The 20,007-nt window shown below is 69.6% G+C and carries 18 protein-coding genes; 9 read left to right on the top strand and 9 right to left on the bottom strand.

Annotated elements, in window-relative coordinates; genetic code table 11:
- Positions 1 to 25 precede the first annotated feature (25 nt).
- Both ACEN96_RS17065 and ACEN96_RS17070 read left to right on the top strand, forming a co-directional pair.
- The gene (locus ACEN96_RS17065) at positions 26 to 1,417 is read left to right on the top strand and encodes an ATP-binding protein (RefSeq protein ID WP_495584282.1); all 1,392 of its coding nucleotides are present in this window, start codon (positions 26 to 28) and stop codon (positions 1,415 to 1,417) included.
- On the top strand, positions 1,410 to 2,177 hold the full coding sequence (locus tag ACEN96_RS17070) for a response regulator (RefSeq protein ID WP_495584283.1): 768 nt from the start codon (positions 1,410 to 1,412) through the stop codon (positions 2,175 to 2,177). The genes ACEN96_RS17065 and ACEN96_RS17070 overlap by 8 nt, the downstream gene beginning before the upstream one ends.
- A 55-nt stretch (positions 2,178 to 2,232) precedes the next feature.
- Here ACEN96_RS17070 and ACEN96_RS17075 read toward each other — a convergent pair whose 3' ends face one another.
- From ACEN96_RS17075 to ACEN96_RS17090, 4 genes are all read right to left on the bottom strand, one after another.
- The gene (locus tag ACEN96_RS17075; protein ID WP_495584284.1) at positions 2,233 to 4,035 is read right to left on the bottom strand and encodes a GDSL-type esterase/lipase family protein; all 1,803 of its coding nucleotides are present in this window, start codon (positions 4,033 to 4,035) and stop codon (positions 2,233 to 2,235) included.
- Between the two features lie 186 nt (positions 4,036 to 4,221).
- Positions 4,222 to 5,241 (bottom strand): SDR family oxidoreductase, encoded by a 1,020-nt coding sequence (locus ACEN96_RS17080; protein WP_495584285.1) that lies wholly within the window; start codon positions 5,239 to 5,241, stop codon positions 4,222 to 4,224.
- A gap of 137 nt (positions 5,242 to 5,378) precedes the next feature.
- Complete coding sequence (locus ACEN96_RS17085) at positions 5,379 to 6,155, bottom strand: SIR2 family NAD-dependent protein deacylase (protein WP_495584286.1); 777 nt, start codon at positions 6,153 to 6,155, stop codon at positions 5,379 to 5,381.
- 34 nt (positions 6,156 to 6,189) lie between these two features.
- The gene (locus tag ACEN96_RS17090) at positions 6,190 to 6,669 is read right to left on the bottom strand and encodes a VOC family protein (RefSeq protein ID WP_495584287.1); all 480 of its coding nucleotides are present in this window, start codon (positions 6,667 to 6,669) and stop codon (positions 6,190 to 6,192) included.
- Positions 6,670 to 6,955: 286 nt separating this feature from the next.
- On the opposite strand from ACEN96_RS17090, the gene ACEN96_RS17095 reads away from it, so the two are divergent.
- Positions 6,956 to 7,969, top strand: coding sequence for a GAF domain-containing protein (locus ACEN96_RS17095; protein ID WP_495584288.1), 1,014 nt, complete (start codon positions 6,956 to 6,958; stop codon positions 7,967 to 7,969).
- Positions 7,970 to 7,990: 21 nt separating this feature from the next.
- Here the strand turns inward: ACEN96_RS17095 and ACEN96_RS17100 are convergent, their stop codons facing one another.
- Positions 7,991 to 8,362 carry a VOC family protein gene (locus ACEN96_RS17100; protein WP_495584289.1) on the bottom strand — a complete coding sequence of 124 codons (372 nt, stop codon included), beginning with the start codon at positions 8,360 to 8,362 and terminating at the stop codon, positions 7,991 to 7,993.
- A 169-nt stretch (positions 8,363 to 8,531) separates the two neighbouring features.
- On the opposite strand from ACEN96_RS17100, the gene ACEN96_RS17105 reads away from it, so the two are divergent.
- On the top strand, positions 8,532 to 9,842 hold the full coding sequence (locus ACEN96_RS17105; RefSeq protein ID WP_495584290.1) for an O-acetylhomoserine aminocarboxypropyltransferase/cysteine synthase family protein: 1,311 nt from the start codon (positions 8,532 to 8,534) through the stop codon (positions 9,840 to 9,842).
- Between the two features lie 20 nt (positions 9,843 to 9,862).
- On the opposite strand, the gene ACEN96_RS17110 is transcribed toward ACEN96_RS17105, so the two are convergent.
- The gene (locus ACEN96_RS17110) at positions 9,863 to 11,494 is read right to left on the bottom strand and encodes an S-layer protein (RefSeq protein WP_495584291.1); all 1,632 of its coding nucleotides are present in this window, start codon (positions 11,492 to 11,494) and stop codon (positions 9,863 to 9,865) included.
- Between the two features lie 145 nt (positions 11,495 to 11,639).
- Positions 11,640 to 13,103 (bottom strand): patatin-like phospholipase family protein, encoded by a 1,464-nt coding sequence (locus ACEN96_RS17115; protein WP_495584292.1) that lies wholly within the window; start codon positions 13,101 to 13,103, stop codon positions 11,640 to 11,642.
- 266 nt (positions 13,104 to 13,369) lie between these two features.
- Between ACEN96_RS17115 and ACEN96_RS17120 the strand changes: the two genes are divergently transcribed.
- Complete coding sequence (locus tag ACEN96_RS17120) at positions 13,370 to 13,780, top strand: hypothetical protein (RefSeq protein ID WP_495584293.1); 411 nt, start codon at positions 13,370 to 13,372, stop codon at positions 13,778 to 13,780.
- On the top strand, positions 13,777 to 14,886 hold the full coding sequence (locus tag ACEN96_RS17125; RefSeq protein WP_495584294.1) for a hypothetical protein: 1,110 nt from the start codon (positions 13,777 to 13,779) through the stop codon (positions 14,884 to 14,886). Before ACEN96_RS17120 ends, ACEN96_RS17125 begins: the two co-directional genes overlap by 4 nt.
- Positions 14,887 to 14,911: 25 nt before the next feature.
- Here the strand turns inward: ACEN96_RS17125 and ACEN96_RS17130 are convergent, their stop codons facing one another.
- A complete protein-coding gene (locus ACEN96_RS17130; protein WP_495584295.1) occupies positions 14,912 to 15,805 on the bottom strand; it encodes a LysR family transcriptional regulator in 894 nt (297 codons plus the stop codon).
- Between the two features lie 116 nt (positions 15,806 to 15,921).
- Here ACEN96_RS17130 and ACEN96_RS17135 point away from each other — a divergent pair, with 116 nt between their 5' ends.
- Both ACEN96_RS17135 and ACEN96_RS17140 read left to right on the top strand, forming a co-directional pair.
- A complete protein-coding gene (locus ACEN96_RS17135; RefSeq protein ID WP_495584296.1) occupies positions 15,922 to 17,565 on the top strand; it encodes an MFS transporter in 1,644 nt (547 codons plus the stop codon).
- Complete coding sequence (locus tag ACEN96_RS17140) at positions 17,562 to 17,813, top strand: hypothetical protein (protein ID WP_495584297.1); 252 nt, start codon at positions 17,562 to 17,564, stop codon at positions 17,811 to 17,813. Before ACEN96_RS17135 ends, ACEN96_RS17140 begins: the two co-directional genes overlap by 4 nt.
- A gap of 106 nt (positions 17,814 to 17,919) precedes the next feature.
- On the opposite strand, the gene ACEN96_RS17145 is transcribed toward ACEN96_RS17140, so the two are convergent.
- The gene (locus ACEN96_RS17145) at positions 17,920 to 18,252 is read right to left on the bottom strand and encodes a YciI family protein (protein WP_495584298.1); all 333 of its coding nucleotides are present in this window, start codon (positions 18,250 to 18,252) and stop codon (positions 17,920 to 17,922) included.
- Between the two features lie 192 nt (positions 18,253 to 18,444).
- Here ACEN96_RS17145 and ACEN96_RS17150 point away from each other — a divergent pair, with 192 nt between their 5' ends.
- Positions 18,445 to 19,947 (top strand): FAD-dependent monooxygenase, encoded by a 1,503-nt coding sequence (locus ACEN96_RS17150; protein WP_495584299.1) that lies wholly within the window; start codon positions 18,445 to 18,447, stop codon positions 19,945 to 19,947.
- The last annotated feature ends 60 nt before the right edge of the window (positions 19,948 to 20,007 follow it).

Consider the following 20,007-nt stretch of genomic DNA (forward strand, 5'->3'; position numbering starts at 1 on the left):
ATGTGGAGAGACCTTGAAGAACGCGTTGAAGCTTCCGTTCAACCTCACTGTCCGGCTGTTCATCGCCGTCTTCAGCACCGCCATGGCGGTGGCGCTGGCGATGGGCGTGTTCTCGCACATCAACCTGAACCGGGACTTCATCGGCTATCTCAACGAGCAGGCCGTCAACCGGCTGGAGCTCGCACGCACCAGCGTCACGGCGGGTTATCGCGAGAACGGCCGGAGCTGGGATTTCCTGCGCGAGAAACCCGAGCTGTGGGGCCGGCTGCTGCGGCCGCTGGTGCCGGAGGCGGACATGCCGGCGGTCAAGCACGGCCCGGCCGACCTGACCGGCGCGACGCGGCGCTTCACGCTGTTCGACGAGAACCGCGTGCGTGTCGCCGGCTACGCAGGGCCGGTGGAGCCGACGGTGGAGCGGCCGATCATCGTCGACGGGCTGACGGTGGGCTGGCTGGCGCTGACGCCGATCGAGTCGGTGAGCCCGGGCGCGGAGAAGCATTTCTACGACGCGCAGCTGCGCTCGGCCTGGGTGGTGGGCGGCGCCGCGGTGCTGCTGGCCGGCGCGGTGGCGTACTGGATCTCGCTGCGGCTGCTGCGCCCGGTGCGGCGGGTGGCGCACGCGACGCACCGGCTCGCGGCGGGGGAATTCGAAGTCCGCGTGCCCGAGACGCGCGGCAACGACGACATCGCCGGACTGGGCCGGGACTTCAACCAGCTCGCGCTGACCTTGCAGCGCAACGAGGCGATGCGGCGCGAGTTCCTGGCCGACGTCTCGCATGAGCTGCGCACGCCGCTGGGCGTGCTGCATGGCGAGCTGGAGGCGCTGGAGGACGGCGTGCGCAAGCTCGACGCGCAGGCGCTGCGCTCGCTGCAGGGCGAGGTCGCGACGCTGCACAAGCTGGTCGACGACCTGCATGAGCTGTCGATGGCGGACGTGGGCGCGCTGGCCTACCGCAAGGCGGAGCTGGACCTGCGCGAGCTGATCGGCGTGACGGCGGGCGCCTTCGGCGAGCGGCTCAACGGGAGCGGGCTCGAGCTGCGGCTGGATCTGCCGGAGCAGCCGCTGCGGGTGTTCGGCGATGAACGGCGGCTGCGGCAGCTGATGGCGAATCTCGTCGAGAACAGCTGCCGCTACACCGAGGCCGGCGGCGCCCTGAGCATCAGCGCGTGGCGCAGCGGCGGGCAGGTGGTCATCGACGTGCAGGACACGGCGCCCGGCGTCGGGCCGGAGCATCTGCCGCGGCTGTTCGAGCGCTTCTTCCGCGTGGAGGCCTCGCGCAGCCGGCGCGGCGGCGGCTCGGGGCTGGGGCTGTCGATCTGCCAGCGCATCGCGCAGGCGCACGAGGGCCGCATCGAGGCGCGCCCGTCGCCGCTGGGCGGGCTGTGGATGCGAGTGGAGCTGCCGGCCCATGGCTGAAGCGGATGTCCCGTTGCCGGTGAGCGGACCGGGTCTGGCGCCGATGCCGATGGAGCCGGGGCCGGCGCGGGTGCTGGTCGTCGAGGACGAACCCAAGCTGGCGGCGCTGCTCGCGGATTACCTGCGGGCGGCAGGTCACGAGCCGGAGTGCGTGGCTGACGGCGCCGAGGTGATCGCGGCCTGGACGGCCAGGCGGCATGACCTGGTGCTGCTCGACCTGATGCTGCCGGGCGTGGATGGATTGACCTTGTGCCGCGAGCTGCGCGCCAGGAGCAGCGTGCCGATCCTGATGCTGACGGCGCGGGCGGACGAATCGGACCGGCTGATGGGGCTGGAGACCGGCGCGGACGACTACATCGCGAAGAACCCGTTCAGTCCGCGCGAGGTGATGGCGCGGGTGAAGGCCGCGCTGCGGCGCAGCCGCGCGCACGAAGCGGCGACGGCGGCCGCGGTGGCGGCCTTCGCGTCGGGCGGCGAGCCGCTGCGCATCGACGAGGCGGGATGGACAGCGAGCTGGCAGGGCCAGGCGCTGGACCTGACGCCGATCGAGTTCCGCCTGCTGCACATCCTGGCCGCGCAGCCCGGGCGCGTGTATGCGAGGACGCAGCTGCTGGACCTGCTGCACGTCGATGGCCGCGAGGTCACGGAGCGCGCGGTGGACAGCCACGTGAAGAACCTGCGGCGCAAGCTCGAGAAGGCCGGCGCGGGGGCGGACCGGATCCGGTCGATCTATGGGGTGGGATATCGGTTCGAGCGGTGAAAAGTCGAAGGGCCCCTGAGTTGCCTCAGGAGCCCGACGCCGGTTGAGTTCGGTCTTACTGCTTGTAGAAGGTCACGTCGTCGACATTGAGCCAGGCGGAGCCCGTCGAGTCGCTCGTCCAGAACCCGATCTCGGCGTTCCCATTGCTCACATTGATGTTGCTGATGCTGAGCTGCGTATACCCGTCGGACGCCATCGAGGCCACGGACACCTGGCTGCCGCCGAAGTTCTTCACGTACAGCTGGTGCCCGCCCGTGCCCCGCACCCAGGCCTTCACGGTGTACTGCCCGTTGGGCAGGCCGGTGAGCGTCTGCGCGGTGTAGGCCCAGTACGCTCCCGTGCCGCTGTGCACGAGGTGCAACGAACCGGAATTGGGCCGCGTCGTGGCGGTGGACACCGTGCCGCCTTGCGACCCCGTGAACCAGCCGCCCAGCCCGTTCTCGAAGCCGGCGTTGCTCAGCAGGTTCACGCCGCCGTCGATCACGTCGACCCGGTCGGCCGTGACGAAGGTGTTCGACGAACTGGCGTTCTTCGCGCCGGTGGCCCGCACCTTCAGCGTGTGACTGCCCGCCGCCAGCACGGGGCTGCTCCACAGCAGCACGTCGTCCTTGCGAGCGGCTGAATAGGTGTCGATGGCGACTTCCGCGCCGCCGTCGACGGACACCGCGGCGATGCCGTGCGCCGGCGCTTGCCCGCCATACACCTTGACCTGGGTGCCGGTGAAGGGCACCTGGTAGTAAGCGTTGGCGAGCCCGGACCAATGGTTGTCGTTCTGATAGGCGCCGGTCTGGCTGCCGCCCGGCCAGTTGGCGGCGTTGTCGTAGCTGAAGCCGGCGTCGTTGCGCGTCACCCTGCCCAGGTAGGGCAGCAGGATCGGCAGCAGGCGGTTGCTGACCTTGACGTGGCCCGTGTCACTGGGGTGCAGCCCGTCGGTGAAGTCGGTGGACCCGCTCGACGAATCCAGCCAGCCCGTGGTGTCGATGTAGTGCACCTTGGCATCGCCCGCGTTGACGCGCGCGGTCACCGCCGCCTGCGTCTCCGCCTGGTAGAAGCCGCCGAAGGTGCGCAGCGCGAAGATGTCCGCGTTCGGATACTTGGCCCGGATGTTCTGCAGAAAGCCGGTGTAGCGGCTCTGGAACGTGGCCGAAGGCACCGAGTTGAAGGAGTCGTTGCTGCCCAGGTTCACGACGACCAGCTTGGCCGTGTACTTGGAGAAGTCCCAGGCCGGGTTGCCGGTGCACGCCACGTCGGGGCAGCGGTTGGCCTGCCACAGCTTGAAGTACAGCGACTCCATGCCCGGAAAGGTGTTGTCCGAGTAGTGATACCCATCGGACAGCGTGATCCCCGGATAGGAGATCTGGGTGTGATCGGCCGCCATTCGCTCGCCGGTGAGCCAGGCGTAGTCCGAGACCGCGGCGTCGGTCGTCGTCACGCCGGAGGTGATGGAGTCGCCGACGAACTCCACCAGTGGAAGCGTGTCGGGCCGCACCGTGGAGGCGCCGGCGTCCAGCACCAGGCCCTGGAATGGCAGCTCGATCTTCTCGTACTTGGCGAGGATCTTCAGCGTGTGCGTCCCGCTCGCCAGCGGCGTGGGCGTGAGGTTGATCGTGCCGACGGCATCCCAGTAGGTCGTGGGGACGCCATCCACGATGGCCATGAAGACGGTCTTCTCGGCCAGGTTCACCTTCACCGTGGTGCCGGTGAACTTGGTGGACAGATACGAGCCGTTCCAATAGCTGCGATAGAGGGCGCTGCTGCTCTTGTCCCAGCGCCCGACGTAGTTGATGTTGGTGTCCGTGAGGTCACCGTTGCCGGTGCCCGCCAGGACTGGCGCACTGCCGGAGATCGCGATCCCCATCAGAGCCAAATGAAGGAAATGCCGGGGAGCGGACGCCCTGGCAGAACGACGATGACCGGTCATGTCTCGGAACCTTTCAACGTAACGCGCTCATCACTTCGGAGTTGATATAGCGCTAAATCCCGTGACCATCCTAGTTCATGCGTCGCGCGAACTATTTAGGGAAAAACCTAGCCGCCGTCTTCCTCATGGATTCCCGCGCCCACCGGACGCGCCGTAGATCTGCCCGGTGATGTAGCTCGCCTCCGATGACGCCAGCGTCACATACACGTGAGCCAGTTCCGCCGGCTGCCCAGGGCGGCCCATCGGGGTGTCGCTGCCGAACTTCTGCAGCTTCTCCTGCGTCTGTCCGCCGGTGACCTGCAGCGGCGTCCAGAACGGCCCCGGCGCGACGCCATTGACCCGGATGCCGCGCTTGGCCAGCTGCTTCGCCAGGCCCTTGGTGAAGATCATCAGCGCGCCCTTGGTCATCGCGTAATCGACGATGTTCTCGCCCGGGTCGTAGGCATTCACCGAGACCGTGTTGATGATGGCCGCACCCGGTGGCAGATGCGGTATCGCCGCCTTGCTGAGCCAGAACGGCGCATAGACATTGGTCTTGAAGGTCCAGTCGAACTGGTCGGTCGCGATGTCCACGATCGACTCGTGACTCTGCTGCCGGGCGGCGTTGTTGACGAGGATGTCCAGGCCGCCAAGTTGACGGACCGCGTCGGCGATCACGCGCTGGCAGAACGCCTCCTCTCTCAGGTCGCCCGGCAGCGCGACCGCCTTGCGGCCAGCATCGCGGATCAGCTGGATGACCTCGCGCGCGTCCGGTTCTTCGTCCGGTAGATAGTTGATCGCGACGTCCGCCCCCTCGCGTGCGAAGGCGATCGCCGCCGCGCGGCCGATGCCGCTGTCGCCGCCGGTGATGAAGGCCTTGCGACCGGCCAGACGGCCTCGGCCGACGTAGCTGGTCTCGCCATGGTCGGGCCGCGGCGTCATCTTGCTGGCGAGCCCCGGCCACGGCTGTTCCTGCTTTGGAAAAGGCGGCTTGGGATAAAGCTCTGCCGGATTGCGCAGCGGTGGTGGCGGCGCGCCGGGCGACGGCACGGGAGCTCCCATCACCGGGCCGCTGCCGGCCACGCTGGCGACAGCGGCCAGCCCGGTCACGACCCCGCCGACCATCTTGCGGCGCGACAACGCCTCGCGTTCATTTGGATCCATGACGATTCCTTCGCTGGCAAAAGGGACAGCGCCAACATCGGCGCGCGATGCCCTGCCCTCATCCGGCAAGCGCCAAGCCGGGGAAGCGGAAAGGGACAAGGCGAGACACGATTGCCGGGGCCGCGCTTGATCGCCTGTCAGCGAGCGGCCCCCAACAGATCCGCCACCGCCGGCAACCCGATTGCCGCCGTCGTCTGCCATCGGAAAGCGATCTGCGCCGCGACGTCGCCGGGCGCTGGATTGATCTCGACGATCACCGCGCCCTGCGGCGCGAGCCTCACCATCCCCGCCGCCGGATAGACGACGCCGGACGTGCCAACGATCAGCAGCAGGTCGCACGCGGCGATGAGCCCGGCCGCCGCATTCACGACGTCGTCGTCGAGCCCTTCCCCGAACCACACGACGCCAGGCCGGATCGACCCGTTCGCGCAATGCTCGCAAGCCGGCGGCTTCAATCGCCGTTGCGCCTCAGGCGGCGGATCCGCGAGCTCATGCGGCGCGCCGCAGCGATCGCATCGCGCCGCGAACAGGCTGCCATGCAGATGGAGCGCGCCCTCGACGCCCGCGCGCTCATGCAGATCGTCGACGTTCTGCGTCACCACCCGCGCGCCGAGCGCCTGCTGCATCCGCGCGACCGCGACATGCCCCGGATTCGGCGGCGCCGCCATCACCTGACCACGGCGCCATTCATACCAGCCCCAGACGGTGTCCCTGTCGCGCCGCCAGGCCTCGGGCGTCGCGAGCTGCTGCGGATCGAATTCGCCCCACAGGCCGTTGCTGCCCGACCGGAAGGTCGGGATGCCGCTGTCCGCCGACATGCCCGCCCCGCTGAACACCACGATGCGCTCGAAGCGCCGGTCCAGCAGCGACCGCAGCGCCTCGGGCATCTCATGGGGAATGGGTTCGGATGTCATGGCCGCCTCCTCGGAATCGAGGGGCGGTTGTACCTCAGCCGCGCAGCGCGGCTTCGATCCGGGCGACGTCGATCTTCTTCATCTCCATCATCGCGTCGAACGCCCGCTTGGACGCGGCACGATCCGGGTGGTGCAAGGCGTCCGTCAGCACGCGCGGCGTGATCTGCCAGTTCACGCCCCACTTGTCCTTGCACCAGCCGCAGGCGCTCTCCGCGCCGCCATTGCCGACGATGGCATTCCACAGGCGGTCGGTCTCGGCTTGATCGTCGGTCGCGATCTGGAATGAAAAGGCCTCGGTCTGCTTGAACTGCGGCCCGCCGTTCAGGCCGATGCAGGCGACGCCGCACACGCTGAACTCGACCACCAGCACGTCGCCCTGCTGGCCGGACGGGAAGTCGCCCGGTGCCCGCGTGACGCGGCCGACCTTGCTGTCGGGGAAGGTCTTCTCGTAGAAGCGCGCGGCCTCTTCGGCGTCACGGTCGTACCAGATGCAGATGGTGTTCTTGGCGAGCATGGAAGTCTCCTTGAGCGATGCGATGGGGGTGGACTGTGGAGGCGGCCGGACGGGCGGGCAACCGGTGTTCCCCGGCATCCGCCGCTCTCACACCTGGACGACGGACGGCAAGGGCCGGTTTCGACAGCCTCCCCGCAACTTTTTCCGACCCGGCGTCCCCCGAACTGGAGGGCAGCCGCCCTTGGGACGCCGACGCACGTGAGGAGATACTCGACCAAAGGACCGGGCCCGCCGCCCCGGCATCACGCCCGGATGGGCCCCACACCCCTCGGAGGAGCTGCTGCCCATGAGTGCAACGACGCTGGCCGCCCTGCTGATGGCCGCCGGCATCGCGGTCCTGCTGATCCGGTTGATCCGCGAGCGCCGCGCGCATCAGGCCGCGCTCGCCCGCGCCGAGCGCATGGGACAGGTGCTGCTCACGCTGTCGCGGGCCAACCGGATGGTGCTGCGCATCGACGACGATCGCGCGCTCTTCACCGAGGCCTGCCAGCTCTGCGTCGACGCCGGCAACGCGATGCTGGCCGCCGTCTATGTGCGTGAGGGCGACCTCGCCCACCGCGTCGCCAGCGCCGGCCCGGCCGTCGACGTGCTGCGCAACGTCCCCGATCCACTCGACCTGCGCCTGCCCGAGGTCCAGGGCACCTACACCGCGCGCGTGCTGCGCGATGGCGTGAGCGCCGTCAGCAACGACTACGTGCTCGACTCCCAGGCCGGCCGCTGGCGCTCGGAGGCCGTCGCGCAGGGCATCCGCGCGATCGCCTGGATCCCGATCCGGCGCGCGGGCGCCGTCGCCGGCACGCTGATGCTGTGCGCGCGCCAGCCCGACTTCTTCGACGCGGAACTGATGGCGCTGCTCGAGGAACTCGGGGCCGACCTGTCCTTCGCGCTGGACAGCGTCGACAGCCGCCAGGCCCGCGACGCCGCGGCCCGCGAGATCGAGGCCGGCCGCGACCGCTTCCAGCGCCTGTTCGAGGCCGCTCCGGTGCCGATGGCCATCGTGGCGGTGGCCGACCGGCGCATCGTCGAGGCCAACCCGGCACTGTGCCGCCGCTACGGACTCACGCGCGAGGACGTCATCGGCACGACGACGGCATCGCATGCCTACGGTGTCATCGCGCAGGACCGCGATGTCTTCTATCAGGTGCTGCAGGCTCAGGGCCACGTCACCGACATGGCCGTGCGCACGCGCGACGCGGCCGGCAAGGCCGGCCGGGCCATGCTCAACGCCGTCCCGCTCGACTACCTCGGGCAGCCATGCTGCCTGATCATCAGCCAGGCCCTGCAGCGCGAGCAGGACTGATCGCCATCGCGCCGCTCCGGATCAGGCGTCCGGCTTGTGGCAGACCATCTCGATGTTGTGTCCGTCCGGCGCGATGACGAAGGCCGCGTAGTAGTTCGCGTGATAGTTCGGACGCAGCCCGGGCCCGCCGTTGTCCTTGCCGCCGGCCGCCAGCGCCGCGCGATGGAACGCATCGACCTGGTCGCGCGAGGCCGCCACGAAGGCGATGTGCAGGGGCGCGGGCTTCTCGGCGGTCTGGAACAGGCACAGCGACGAGTCTCCCTGCGCGATCTCGATGCCGTACGACGGCTCCCCTTCCCCGCAGATGCGCACGCCGATCGGCTCCAGCGCCTTGAGGAAGAAGGTCTTGCTCGCTGCGTAGTCGCTGACGCCGAACTTCACGTGATCGAACATGGGGACTCCCGGGACTTGAAGGCCTCGATGGCCGAAGGCGTTCTTGTACCTCGGCCCGAGGGACGGTCCGCAAGTCACGGCAAAGCCCTCATGAGCTCATGAGCAAACCTCAGTTCCAGGCGCCACATCGCGGCCGTAGCCTGCGGCGACCCAGACCGAGGAGGCCCTCATGACCCAGTCCGCCGCGTCCGATTCCTGGCGCTTCGAAACGCTCTCCGTCCACGGCGGCTACACGCCCGACCCGACGACCAAGGCCGTGGCCGTGCCGATCTACCAGACCGTCGCCTACGCCTTCGACAGCGCGCAGCACGGCGCCGACCTGTTCGACCTGAAGGTCCCCGGCAACATCTACAGCCGGATCATGAATCCGACCAACGACGTGCTGGAGAAGCGCCTCGCCGCGCTGGAGGGCGGCATCGGCGCGCTGGCCGTGGCCTCGGGCCAGGCGGCGGTGACCTACGCGATCCTCACCATCGCCGAGGCCGGCGACAACATCGTCGCGTCGAGCGCGCTGTATGGCGGCACCTACAACCTGCTGGCCCACACGCTGCCGCAGTACGGCATCCAGGCGCGCTTCGCCGACTACCGCCAGCCCGACGCCTTCGCCGCGCTGATCGACGCGCGGACCAAGGCGATCTTCGTGGAGTCGCTCGGCAACCCGCAGGGCAACGTCACCGACATCGAGCGCATCGCCCGCATCGCGCATGACCACGGGATTCCGCTGATCGTCGACAACACGGTGCCCTCGCCCTACCTGAGCCGTCCCATCGAGCACGGCGCCGACATCGTCGTGCACTCGCTGACCAAGTACCTGGGCGGGCACGGCACCAGCATCGGCGGCGCCATCGTCGACTCGGGCAGGTTCCCCTGGGCGCAGCACAAGGAGCGCTTCAAGCGCCTGAACGAGCCTGACCCGAGCTATCACGGCGTGGTCTACACCGAGGCACTCGGCCCCGCCGCCTACATCGGCCGGGCGCGCGTCGTGCCGCTGCGCAACACCGGCGCGGCGCTGTCGCCGTTCAATGCCTTCCTGATCCTGCAGGGCATCGAGACGCTCGCGCTGCGCCTGGACCGCATCAGCGACAACGCGCTGCGCCTGGCGCGGCACCTGACGCACCACGAGAAGGTGGGCTGGGTGAACTACGCGGGCCTCGAGGACCATCCCGATCACGCGCTGGCGCGCAAGTACCTCTCGGGCAAGGCCTCGGGCATCGTCACCTTCGGCCTGAAGGGCGCCGCCGGCGAGGGCCGCGAGCGCGGCGCGCGCTTTCTCGACGCGCTGCGGCTGTTCACCCGCCTGGTCAACATCGGCGACGTGCGGTCGCTGGCGACCCATCCGGCCTCGACGACGCACCGCCAGCTCTCGCCGGCCGAGCTCGACAAGGCCGGCGTGTCCGAGGACACGGTGCGGCTCTCCGTCGGCATCGAGCACATCGACGACCTGATCGCCGATCTCGATCAGGCGCTGGCCGCGGTCTGAGCGCGGCCCGCGCCGGCCGGTCACTTCACCGTGACGAAGATCGGGTTCGAGTAGAACCAGAGGCTGCCGTAGTTGCGGTCGTTGATCTGGTCGTGGCGCGTGGCGTTGTCGGTCGTGGTGATGCGCTGGTCGGCGAGCGGCTCGCCGCCGGCGCTCAGGTTGGGCACGTCCACGGCCAGGTTGGTGCCGCGCAGGCGGAAGTACTGGCTCTTGCTGGCGGTCAGCGTGGTCGTGACGCTGTAGTAGCCGTCGGCGCCCAGCGTCCAGTCGGCGCTGGTGAAGCGCTTGAGCACGCGCGTCGACGGGTTGGTCGCCACGTCGTACGCGGGCGTGCCCGGCGCGGCCTTGGCACCGACGTCGCCGGCGATCAGGTCGACGTGATCGACCTTGGGCACCATGTTGCCGAGGTTGCCGCTGTTGACCGGCCGCTGGTAGTTGTTCACCGAGGGGCTCTTGAAGCGGATCGTCACCGTGACGGACTGCCCCGCGCCGGCGATCAGTTCCTGCCCCATGCTGGCCTTGCCGGCGCCCGCAGCGGCATTGAAGTCGAGCGCGTTGATCAGGTCGCCGAACACGCCGAAGCTGCGTCCCGCGCGCAGGCTGCCCAGCAGCCCGGCGATGCCGGTGCTGTCCTTGGGCTGCCACACGTAGTTCTTCGCGTACTCGCCCGGGAAGTAGCCGCTGCTGTTGCCGGCGGCGTCGATCTCGAAGTGCGAGTCGGAGTCCGCGACGTTCCAGATCCGGCGGCCCTCGCCCAGCAGCGCGTCCCACACGCCGCCGAGCTGCGCCACGACGTAGTCCGTGCCGCCGTAGGTGCGGTTGGGCTTGTTGGCGTCGATGTAGGCGGAGTTGTAGCCGCCGCGATCGGGCTCCATCTGGTTGCCGACCATGCCTTCGATCGCGAAGACGATCCTGGGCGCCAGGTCGTTCATCTGCCTGAAGTCGGCGATGGTGTACTTGCCGGGATTGCGCGACGGGTGGTTGATGACGGCGTAGCTCGAGTCCGGATAGTTGTCCTTCAGCCAGGCGATGCCCTTGAGCGCGTCGGCGGCGGTGGCGTTGGCGCGCTGGCTGTATTTGGCCTTCCAGCGGGTCACGTCGTCCGCCTTGAACAGCGACTCGTCGGCGGTGGTGAAGACGTACTGGAATTCCTGCGCGGCATGGGGCGAGCTGGCCAGCGTGGTGCTGCCCTCGAAGATGCCGATGCCCAGGTGATCGTGGGTGGGCGTGTCCCACTCGAAGCCGGAGAAGATCAGCTTCTTGTCATAGGTGCCGGCGGCCTGCAGCGCCTGGATGCGGGGCAGCTCGTAGGACTCCATGCCGTAGGCGAAGGCCACCGGGGCGGCCAGCAGGTTGGCGTTGTTGTCGTACTTGGACGAACGCAGGTGGTTGGTCACCGCCATCCAGTCCAGGTTGTTCGAGGTGAAGGCCTTGCCCAGCACCAGGTCCAGCGTCTGCGTGGTGCGCGAGTCGTCGGACTGGACGGTGTGGACGTGCAGGTCGCCGGTGGTCCAGGCGCCGGGCTCCGGCTCGTTGCCATTGCCGCCGCCGCTGCTGCCGCCGCAGGCGGCGAGGGTCAGCAGGCCGGTCAGCGGCAGCGTGGACAGGAAACGGCCACGCCGGGCCTTGGAGTTGATGGAGTCAGTCTTCACGGGAGTCAGGCGCGGCCGAAGCGATGCGGGTGGTTGCGAAAACCCGCGAGTCTGTCGGCGCGGGGTGACGGCCCCGTGACCGGAATCTCACCGCGAGCGCGTGGCGTCGTCGAGCGCTCTCAAGATCGCACGGCGCTGAACGCGTTCATCGCGCCGGCGCGCTCGCCGCCTGCGCCGGCTCCAGGCGATCCAGGCTGTCCTTGAGCGCCTGGAACGCCGGCATCGCGCGCAGCGTCTCCGCGCCCGCCTTCTGCAGCTCGATCACGTCGTTCGCCTCGATCGTGAAGGCCGTCGGCACGCGCAGCAGGCTGTGGCGGATCTTGTCGTCCGGCGCGTCGCGCAGGCTCACGCTGATGATGTGCAGCTCCGCGTCCGCCGCGAACGGGCTGCCCGGCGTGCCGCGCGTGCGCAGCAGCTCGGCCTGCCAGCGGCGGTTGTCGTCCTTGAGCATCGCCAGCGTGACCTGCGTCTCGCGCGCGCCGGCGCCGAAGATCAGCGTCTCGATCACCTGCCCGGTCGAGGGCACGTGGTCGCTGGCGTCGATGCGCTCGGCCAGGTCGCGCTCCGAGTTCACCGTGATCAGCACCATGCGCCGGATCGAGCCCGGCGGCGAGTCCTGGAACGACGACGCCATCGTCCCCCCCGCCAGCAGCCGGTCCAGCATCAGCCGCGCGCCGGTGTTGTCGGACACGCCGCCGTCCACCAGGTGGATGAAGGGGCGCTCCTTCGCGTTGCGGTAACTCTCCGCGCTGAGCGCGAGCAGCCGGCTGCGGTAATCGTCCGCCGCGGTCGAGCCACGCAGCGCCCGCGGCGGCACGGCGCACTCGCCGGCATGGTTCTGCAGCGTCATCGGCGACAGCAGGATGGGCACCGCCGACGAGGCCGCCACCGCGAAGGACAGCGGCGTGCGGTCCAGGTCCGAGCAGATCAGGCTGAACTGCTCGGCCGTGAAGTCGAAGGGCGCGCCGGTCGTCAGGTCGGTCGCCGTCACCATCAGGTCCGGCGCGTTCGGACGCGACTTCAGGTCGCCGAAGGTGCGGCCGCGATAGAGCTCGTCGAGCCGCTGCGCCAGGATGTGGCTGCGGCCGTACCAGGGCGAGGTCAGGTGATACAGCCGCGTCGGCGCGAAGGCCTGGCGGATCAGGCCGGCCTCGAAGGGCACCAGCAGGAAGTCCGGCTCGAAGCGGGTCAGCGTCTCGTCGCCGAAGGCCGCGTAGTGCGCGGCCAGGATGCTGCCGCCCGACACGCCGCTGATCAGGCCGATCTGGTCGAGCATCGTGGTCGTCTGGCCATTGACGCTGAACTGCGTGGCCTTGAGCTCGCGCAGCACGCCGAGCCCGAAGGCGGCCGCCCGCGCGCCACCGCCCGACAGGGTGACCGCGGCCACCACCGGCCCCGTGCGGCGCCGCGTTGGCGGGGCCGGCGTCTCGACCAGCGAGCCCTCCGGTCCGGCCGTCACCGCCTGGACCGCCGGCACGGGCTGCACGCCGTTGATCCACGGCCGATAGGTCGAGCAGCCCGCCAGCGCGGCCGCCACCATCAACGGGGCCGTCCAGGCACCCAGTCTCCGGGCCATCGCCGCGGCGATCCCGTCATTCCACTTGCTCAATCGAATACCCCCGACCCGCGGCGCGACATCGCCGACACGACACGGGACGCCTTATACCGCGACGACAGCTCATTCGACGTCGTGATCTGCCAATTCGGCGCGATGTTCCTCCCGGATCGGACCGCCTCCGCAGCCAAGCGGGCCGCGCTCCGGAGGCCGCCATCCTCAAGCTTGACGACGCGCCCTGGAGGCTTGTTCGACAGAATGAGCCGAAAGAGACGCCACGCATGCCCCGACGGACCCGATGCCACCGCCTCGCGGTCCCCATGCCGCCAATCCGCGCCGCCAGCGGCTGCTCTCGCCACTTCGCCGCATTGATCGCGGCGGCCGGCCTCGCCGGTTGCACGACCGTCAGCATCACCAATGCCGAGGTCATCGAGCGCCGCTATCCGGGACTCACCGTGCTCCAGGTCGTGCCGGGCGCCAGCGGCGTCTCGGTGATCGACACGCGCGGTCTCGGACTCGTGATGGGCGTCCACTCGGCGACGCTGGGCGCGCTGCGCGAGACGACCTTCCTCGCGACGGACGCCTCGCGCTGCCGGACCATCATCGTCATCCAGAACGAGCAGCAGCTGCAGTCGCTGAAGGAGACGCTGGCCACCCGGCCGCTCATCGCCGACCTGTGCGTCGTCAAGTCACGCAACGAACCACAACCACCGCTGGGAGGCCCGCCATGATCCATCTGTCCAGAACCCGCCGCGCCCTGGCCCTGCTGACCGCTGGAGCCTGCGGCTGCGCGCCGCTGCAGCAGGCGCCGCTCGTCTACTCGTCCAAGGTCGCCGTGGGCGTCGACGTCTCCAGCAACGCGGCCGAGAGTCCCGGCGTGTCCATCAGCCTGGGCGTGAAGACCGTCGATGCGGCCTACGTGCCCGTGGCCGTGTCGAAGAAGGCCGATGACAAGGCGCCTGCCGGCGAGCGCACGCCCGACATCGTCCCGATCCATGCGAACTACGGCGAGGGATCGCTTCAACGCGATGCGCAGCAGAACAAGCAGAAGGCGGACGACTACGCCGCGGCCCAGAGCGCCGCCGCCGAGGCCGCCAGCAATGTCGCCAGGCTCCAGGCCGCATCGAACCAGGCCAAGCAGAAGCTGGCGAGCATCGCGGCGGCGCTGGTGGCGATCGATGGGCTTGGCCCGTTGCCCCCCGCGCCTTCGAGCACGGTCGTCGCCGCGATGTCGCCCGCCAGCGCCACGGAACTCCAGACCACGCAGGCCGCCCGGCTGGCCGCGCGCAAGGAGGTGTTCGACAAGTCCGTCAAGCCCCGTCTGGCGGAGCTGGCGGATGCCGGCGTCCCGCCGATCGCCAGCGACGGCGATCTGTCCGCGACACGCGCCGCGGTGGTCACGGCGCAGCAGAAGGTGAACACGGAGATCGACGTGCTCGACAAGTCGCTGACCCTCGCGGTGCCCGCCGCCAATGACAAGAAGGCCATCGCAGACCGGCTGCTCAAGGACCTGGCGGACGCGGCGCGTCAGACCCAGACCACGAAGACGGATGCGATGTCCGTGTTCGGCCGGTTCGATTCGAATGCCTCGGGTTCGGTGCCCGGCGGGGCGGCCTCAGGCAATGCCGCAGGGGCCGGCCTGCTCGTCGGCAAGGTCTTCTCCACCGGACTGGCCTCCCAGAACCTCACGGAAGCGACGAAGGTCGGCGCCGTCTCGGCATGCATCTCCAATGCGCTGACTGCCGCGGGAGCAGCGTCGGCATCGATGTCCGACGCCAACCGTCTGGCGATGGTCAGCGCGCTGGCCCAGGTCTGCGGCGGCAAGCCGGGTCAATGAGGGTCTTTCCCGCGAACGAACGCCTTCACCCCCGCCCGCTCCCGCGAAGCGGGGCGTGGGAGCTCCCACGCCATGCCTCGGCGATCAGCCGCCCCAGTTCCGCCGCGGCGGGACTGCGCGCCTCGGGGTCGTCCTCGCCAAAGTCGAGCGTGTGATCCAGTGACGGCAATGGCGGCAGCCCGTCGCGCTCATCGAGCACGATCATTCCCGGCCTCAAGTGATCCTGCGTGAACGCGGCGACCGCCAGTCCGCTCAGCGCGACCGCGCGCAGGTCCTGCAGGCTGTGCGAGCTGAACGCCCCATGCCAGGCGATGCCGGCGCGATTGAGCGCATCGATGCTGATCCGATGGCAGACGCACGGCGGCGGCGAGTACGCCAGCGGCAACGACTCGTGACCGGCCCGCGAGAAGTCCTCGCCCGCCGCCCACACCATCGGCGAGCGATGCAACAGCTGACCCCGGCCCTCCTCCGCCCGCGACACCACGACGGCGATGTCCAACTCGCGCTCGCGCACCATGGCCGCGAGGTCCAGCGTCAGGCCGACGTTCACCTCCAGCCGCACGTTCGGGCAGTTGCGCGAGAACTGCCGCAGCAGCCGCGGCAGGCCCTCGCTCATGAAGCTCTCCGGCACGCCGAAGCGCACCGTGCCCGAGATCGGTGAGCGCCGGAAGTGCTGCGTCAGCGCATCCTGCGCCTGCAGGATGCGCTGCGCGAGCCGCAGGAAATCCTCGCCATCGGCCGTGAGGCTCAGGCGCCGGGTCGTGCGTCTGAACAGCGGGCGGCCCACCAGCTCCTCGAGCCGCCGGATCTGATGGCTGATCGCCGACTGCGACAGATGCAGGCGCTCCGCCGCGCGCGTGAAGCCGTTGGACTGGTGCACCGCCAGGAAGGCCTGCAAGAGGGTGGGGTCGAAGCTCATGGCCGCGAGATTAATCAAGGCAGTCAATCAATCACAACGATTTAAATCATTTGCCCCATGAAACCAGGGTCATAAGAATGGCCGGACCTCGTTGTTCCCGCTGTCGAAGGACCCGCATGTCCACTGCTCGTCATCCCCTGCTCGCGCTCGCCGCCGTCTGTCTGGCGGCGTTGATGTTCGGCCTCGAGATCTCCAGCGTGCCGATCATCCTGCCGGTCCTGGAGGCCCGCCTGCGGGCGGACTTCCAGGACATGCAATGGATCATGAATGCCTACACCATCGCCTGCACCAGCGTGCTGATGGCCACCGGCACGCTGGCGGACCGCTACGGCCGGCGCCGCGTCTTCGCGGTCACGGTGCTCGCGTTCGGCGCCGCCTCGCTGCTGTGCGGGCTGGCGACGAGCACCGCGCTGCTGATCGCCGCGCGATTCCTGCAGGGCATGGCCGGCGGCGCGATGTTCATCTGCGCCATCGCCATCCTGTCGCACCAGTTCCCCGAGGGCCGCGAGCGCGCCCGCGCCTTCGCGATCTGGGGCGTGGTGGCGGGCATCGGCCTGGGTTTCGGACCGGTCATCGGCGGCGCGATCGTCGCGCTGGCCGGCTGGCCATGGGTCTTCGCCGTTCACGCGCCGCTGGCGCTGGCGGGCCTGGCACTCATCGCGATGGGCGTGACCGAATCGAGCGATCCGCAGGCGCGCCGGCAGAGGCTGGACCTCGGCGGCATCGCCGCGCTGACGGTCGCGGTGCTGGGCCTGAGCTCGCTGATCACGCAGGGGGCGGGACTGGGCTGGACGAGCCCGGCCGCGCTGGGCCTGCTGGCGGCGACCGTGCTCGGGCTGGCTGGCTTCGTCGCGGCGGAGCGCGCTCATCCTCATCCGATGTTCGACTTCAGCGTGTTCCGGATCCGCGAGTTCTCCGGCGCGATCCTCGGCTGCATCGGGATGAACTGCAGCTACTGGCCGTTCATGATCTACCTGCCGCTGTATTTCAGCGCCGGGCTGGGCTACGACGTCGCGACGGGCGGGCTGGCGCTGCTGGCCTACACCGTGCCTTTCCTCGTGATGCCGCCGGTCGCGCAGTGGCTGCTGCTGCGCCATGAGGCCCGTGTGGTCATCCCGGCGGGGCTGTTCGCGATCGGAGCCGGCTTCCTGGGCATGCTGCTGGGCAGCCGGCTCACCGGGCTGGTGTCCTGGGCCGTGCTGCCCGGAGCGCTCGTCGCGGGCATCGGGCTGGGACTGACGACGACGCCGGCCACGAGCATGACGACTTCCTCCGTGCCGGCGCATCGGGCCGGGATGGCCTCGGGGATGGACGTCAGCGCGCGGCTCATCACGCTGGCGATCAACATCGCGGTGATGGGACTGCTGCTCGTGTCGGGGATCGCGGCCGGGCTGGGCGATGCGCTGGGGGAGTCGATCGACCCGGGGCGCCTGGCGGCGGTCGCGCAGCGGCTGGCGGGCGGCGACGCGGCTGGTGGCGAGCGACTGCTCGCCGTGGTCACCGGCCCGGAGAGCGCCGCCGCGACGGTCCACGCGGCGGTGACGCAGGGTTTCGGCTGGGTGATGCTCTACGGCGGCCTCATGGCGTGGCTCACCGCGGCGGCGAGCTGGATCGTGCTGGGGCGCGGTTCCCGTTCGTCGCCCGTTCCTGCAGTTCACGCCGCGCCGCTGCGCCCTGGTCGCCTGCTCCTCGCAACACGGCTGGCCGATGACGACACTGACTCCATCGACACAGCCAACCGCCTCAGGAGCCCACCATGACCACCACCCGCTTCCACATCGCTTCCGCCACCAACACCACGATCAAGGCCGTCGCCTTCGGCGCCCTGGCATCGATGGCCCTGGTCCTCGGCATTGCCCACGCGCAAGGCCAGCGCGAGCTGCGCGCCTCGATCGTGACGCTGGATCCGGTGGTCATCTCCGTCAAGCGCGAGCAGCTGCCCACGGTCTACGTGACCGGCCGCCGCGACGCCTCGGCCAGCACCAGCGAACTGGCCTCGGCCCAGTGAGTCCGAACGGTTGCGCTGTCTCCGGGGAGCGATCCGCGGACTGACCGAACGGATCGCCCTTCCCCCACGAACGCCCGGCCCTTGCCGGGCGTTCTTCTTGCCGGCCTCACAGCCTCTCCTGCAAGGGCCACACCTCCACGACGCCATGTGCCACCGCGCACGGCGTCTTCGACACCATCTCGATCGCCTCCTGCAGGTCCTTGGCCTCGATCACGGCGAAGCCGGCGATGGGCAGGTCACTGCGCAGATAGGCGCCCTCGGTCGTTTCCACGCCGGCGCTGTCGGGGTTGCGCACCTGGACCGGAACACCCGCGATGCCGATCAAGGCACCGCCCTCCTTCAAGCGCGCGTCATGCGCATGCGCCGCATCGCGCACGGCGGCATCGGTCCGCCGATAACCGTCCTCGTCGCCGTATCCCACGGTGATGAACTTCGCCATTGAAGTCTCCATTTCGAAGCCAATGGCGGAGGCGGAGCAAACGGGGCGCCCGAAGCGCCACCTGTTGCCTTCAGTGTAGCGACCGCCCGGGGGCTTGCACCAGCACCCCGGGCGAACTCCAGAATCGCCCCCCGATCACCAGCGATTCAACGAATCAGGAGTACTGCCATGCACACGATGGATGCCACCGGAATGACTTCACATGAGGTCGTGATCGCCGGAGGCGGCCCGACCGGCCTGGTGCTCGCCAGCGAATTGGCCTTGGCCGGCATCGACGTCGCCATCGTCGAGCGCCGCCCAAACCAGGCGCTGGCCGGCTCGCGGGCCGGCGGCCTGCATGCGCGCACGCTGGAGGAGCTCGATCAGCGCGGCATCGTCGAGCGCTTCCTCGCGGAGGGACAGGTCGCGCAGCGCTGCGGATTTGCCTCGACGAAGCTGGACCTGAGCGACTTCCCCTCCCGGCACGCCTGCACGCTCGGCCTGTGGCAGAACCGCATCGAGCAGCTGCTCGCGCTCCGGGCCGAGGAACTCGGCGTGCACTTCCACCGCGAGCGCTCCGTGGAGGACTTCGCCCAGGACGAGAACGGCGTGACCATCAAGGCCTGCGGAGGCCTCACGCTGAGGGCCGCCTACCTCGCCGGTTGCGACGGCGGGCGCAGCATCGTCCGCAAGCGCGCGGGCATCGCGTTCCCGGGATGGGACGCGACGGAGAGCCATCTGCTCGCCGAAGTCGAGATGACGCAGCCGCCGCCCCTCGGCATCCATCGCACGCCGCGCGGCACCCACTCGTTCGGCAAGCGCGACTACGAAATCCGCGACGGCGAAATCATCTACAAGGACGGCGGCCCGATCCGCGTGATGGTGCCCGAGGGCGGGACCGGCGCGAGCGGCGAGCCCACGCTGGAAGACCCCCGCGCCGCGCTCATCGCCGCATGCGGCACCGATTACGGCCTGCACTCGCCGACCTGGATCTCCCGCTTCACCGATGCCGCGCGCCAGGCCGCGACCTATCGCGACCGCCGGGTGCTGCTGGCCGGCGACGCCGCGCACGTGCATTCGCCGGTGGGCGGACAGGGGCTCAACACCGGCGTCCAGGACGCGATGAACCTGGGCTGGAAGCTCGCCCAGGTCGTCAAGGGAACCTCGTCCGAACAGTTGCTCGACACCTATCACGCCGAACGCCATCCCGTCGGAGCGCGCGTGCTGCGCTACGCGATGGCGGGCGCCGCGCTGCTCCGCCAGGACGACGGCATCGGCGCGCTGCGCGACACGCTCGGGGAACTGCTCATCCTGGACGAGCCGCGCAAGCGGCTCGCCGGGGATCTCTCGGGGCTGGGCATCCGCTACGACTTCGGCCCCGGGCATCCACAGCTCGGGCGCCGCATACCGGATCTGGACCTCAACACCGAGGACGGTCCATGCCGGGTCTACAGCCTGCTGCATGACGGGCACGCGATGCTGCTCGATCTGGGCGACGAGGGTGCGATGGATGCGTCACCACCGCCGCGATCGGATCGCATCCGATGCCTGCGCGCACGCCATGACGGACCTTGGGAGCTTCCGGTGATCGGCGCAGTCACACCGCCCACGGGCGTGCTGATCCGTCCGGATGGCTACGTGGCCTGGGCCGGTGAAGGAGGCACGCGGGGACTCGCCGAGGCCTTGCAGCGCTGGTGCGGCGTGCCCCTGCCCTGAGCCTCGGCAGCGGAGCCGAGGGCGGCTCCGCGTCCTACGCGCGGGCGCGCCCTTGCCTGA

It is taken from the genome of Roseateles sp. Mitsp63, assembly GCF_059491535.1.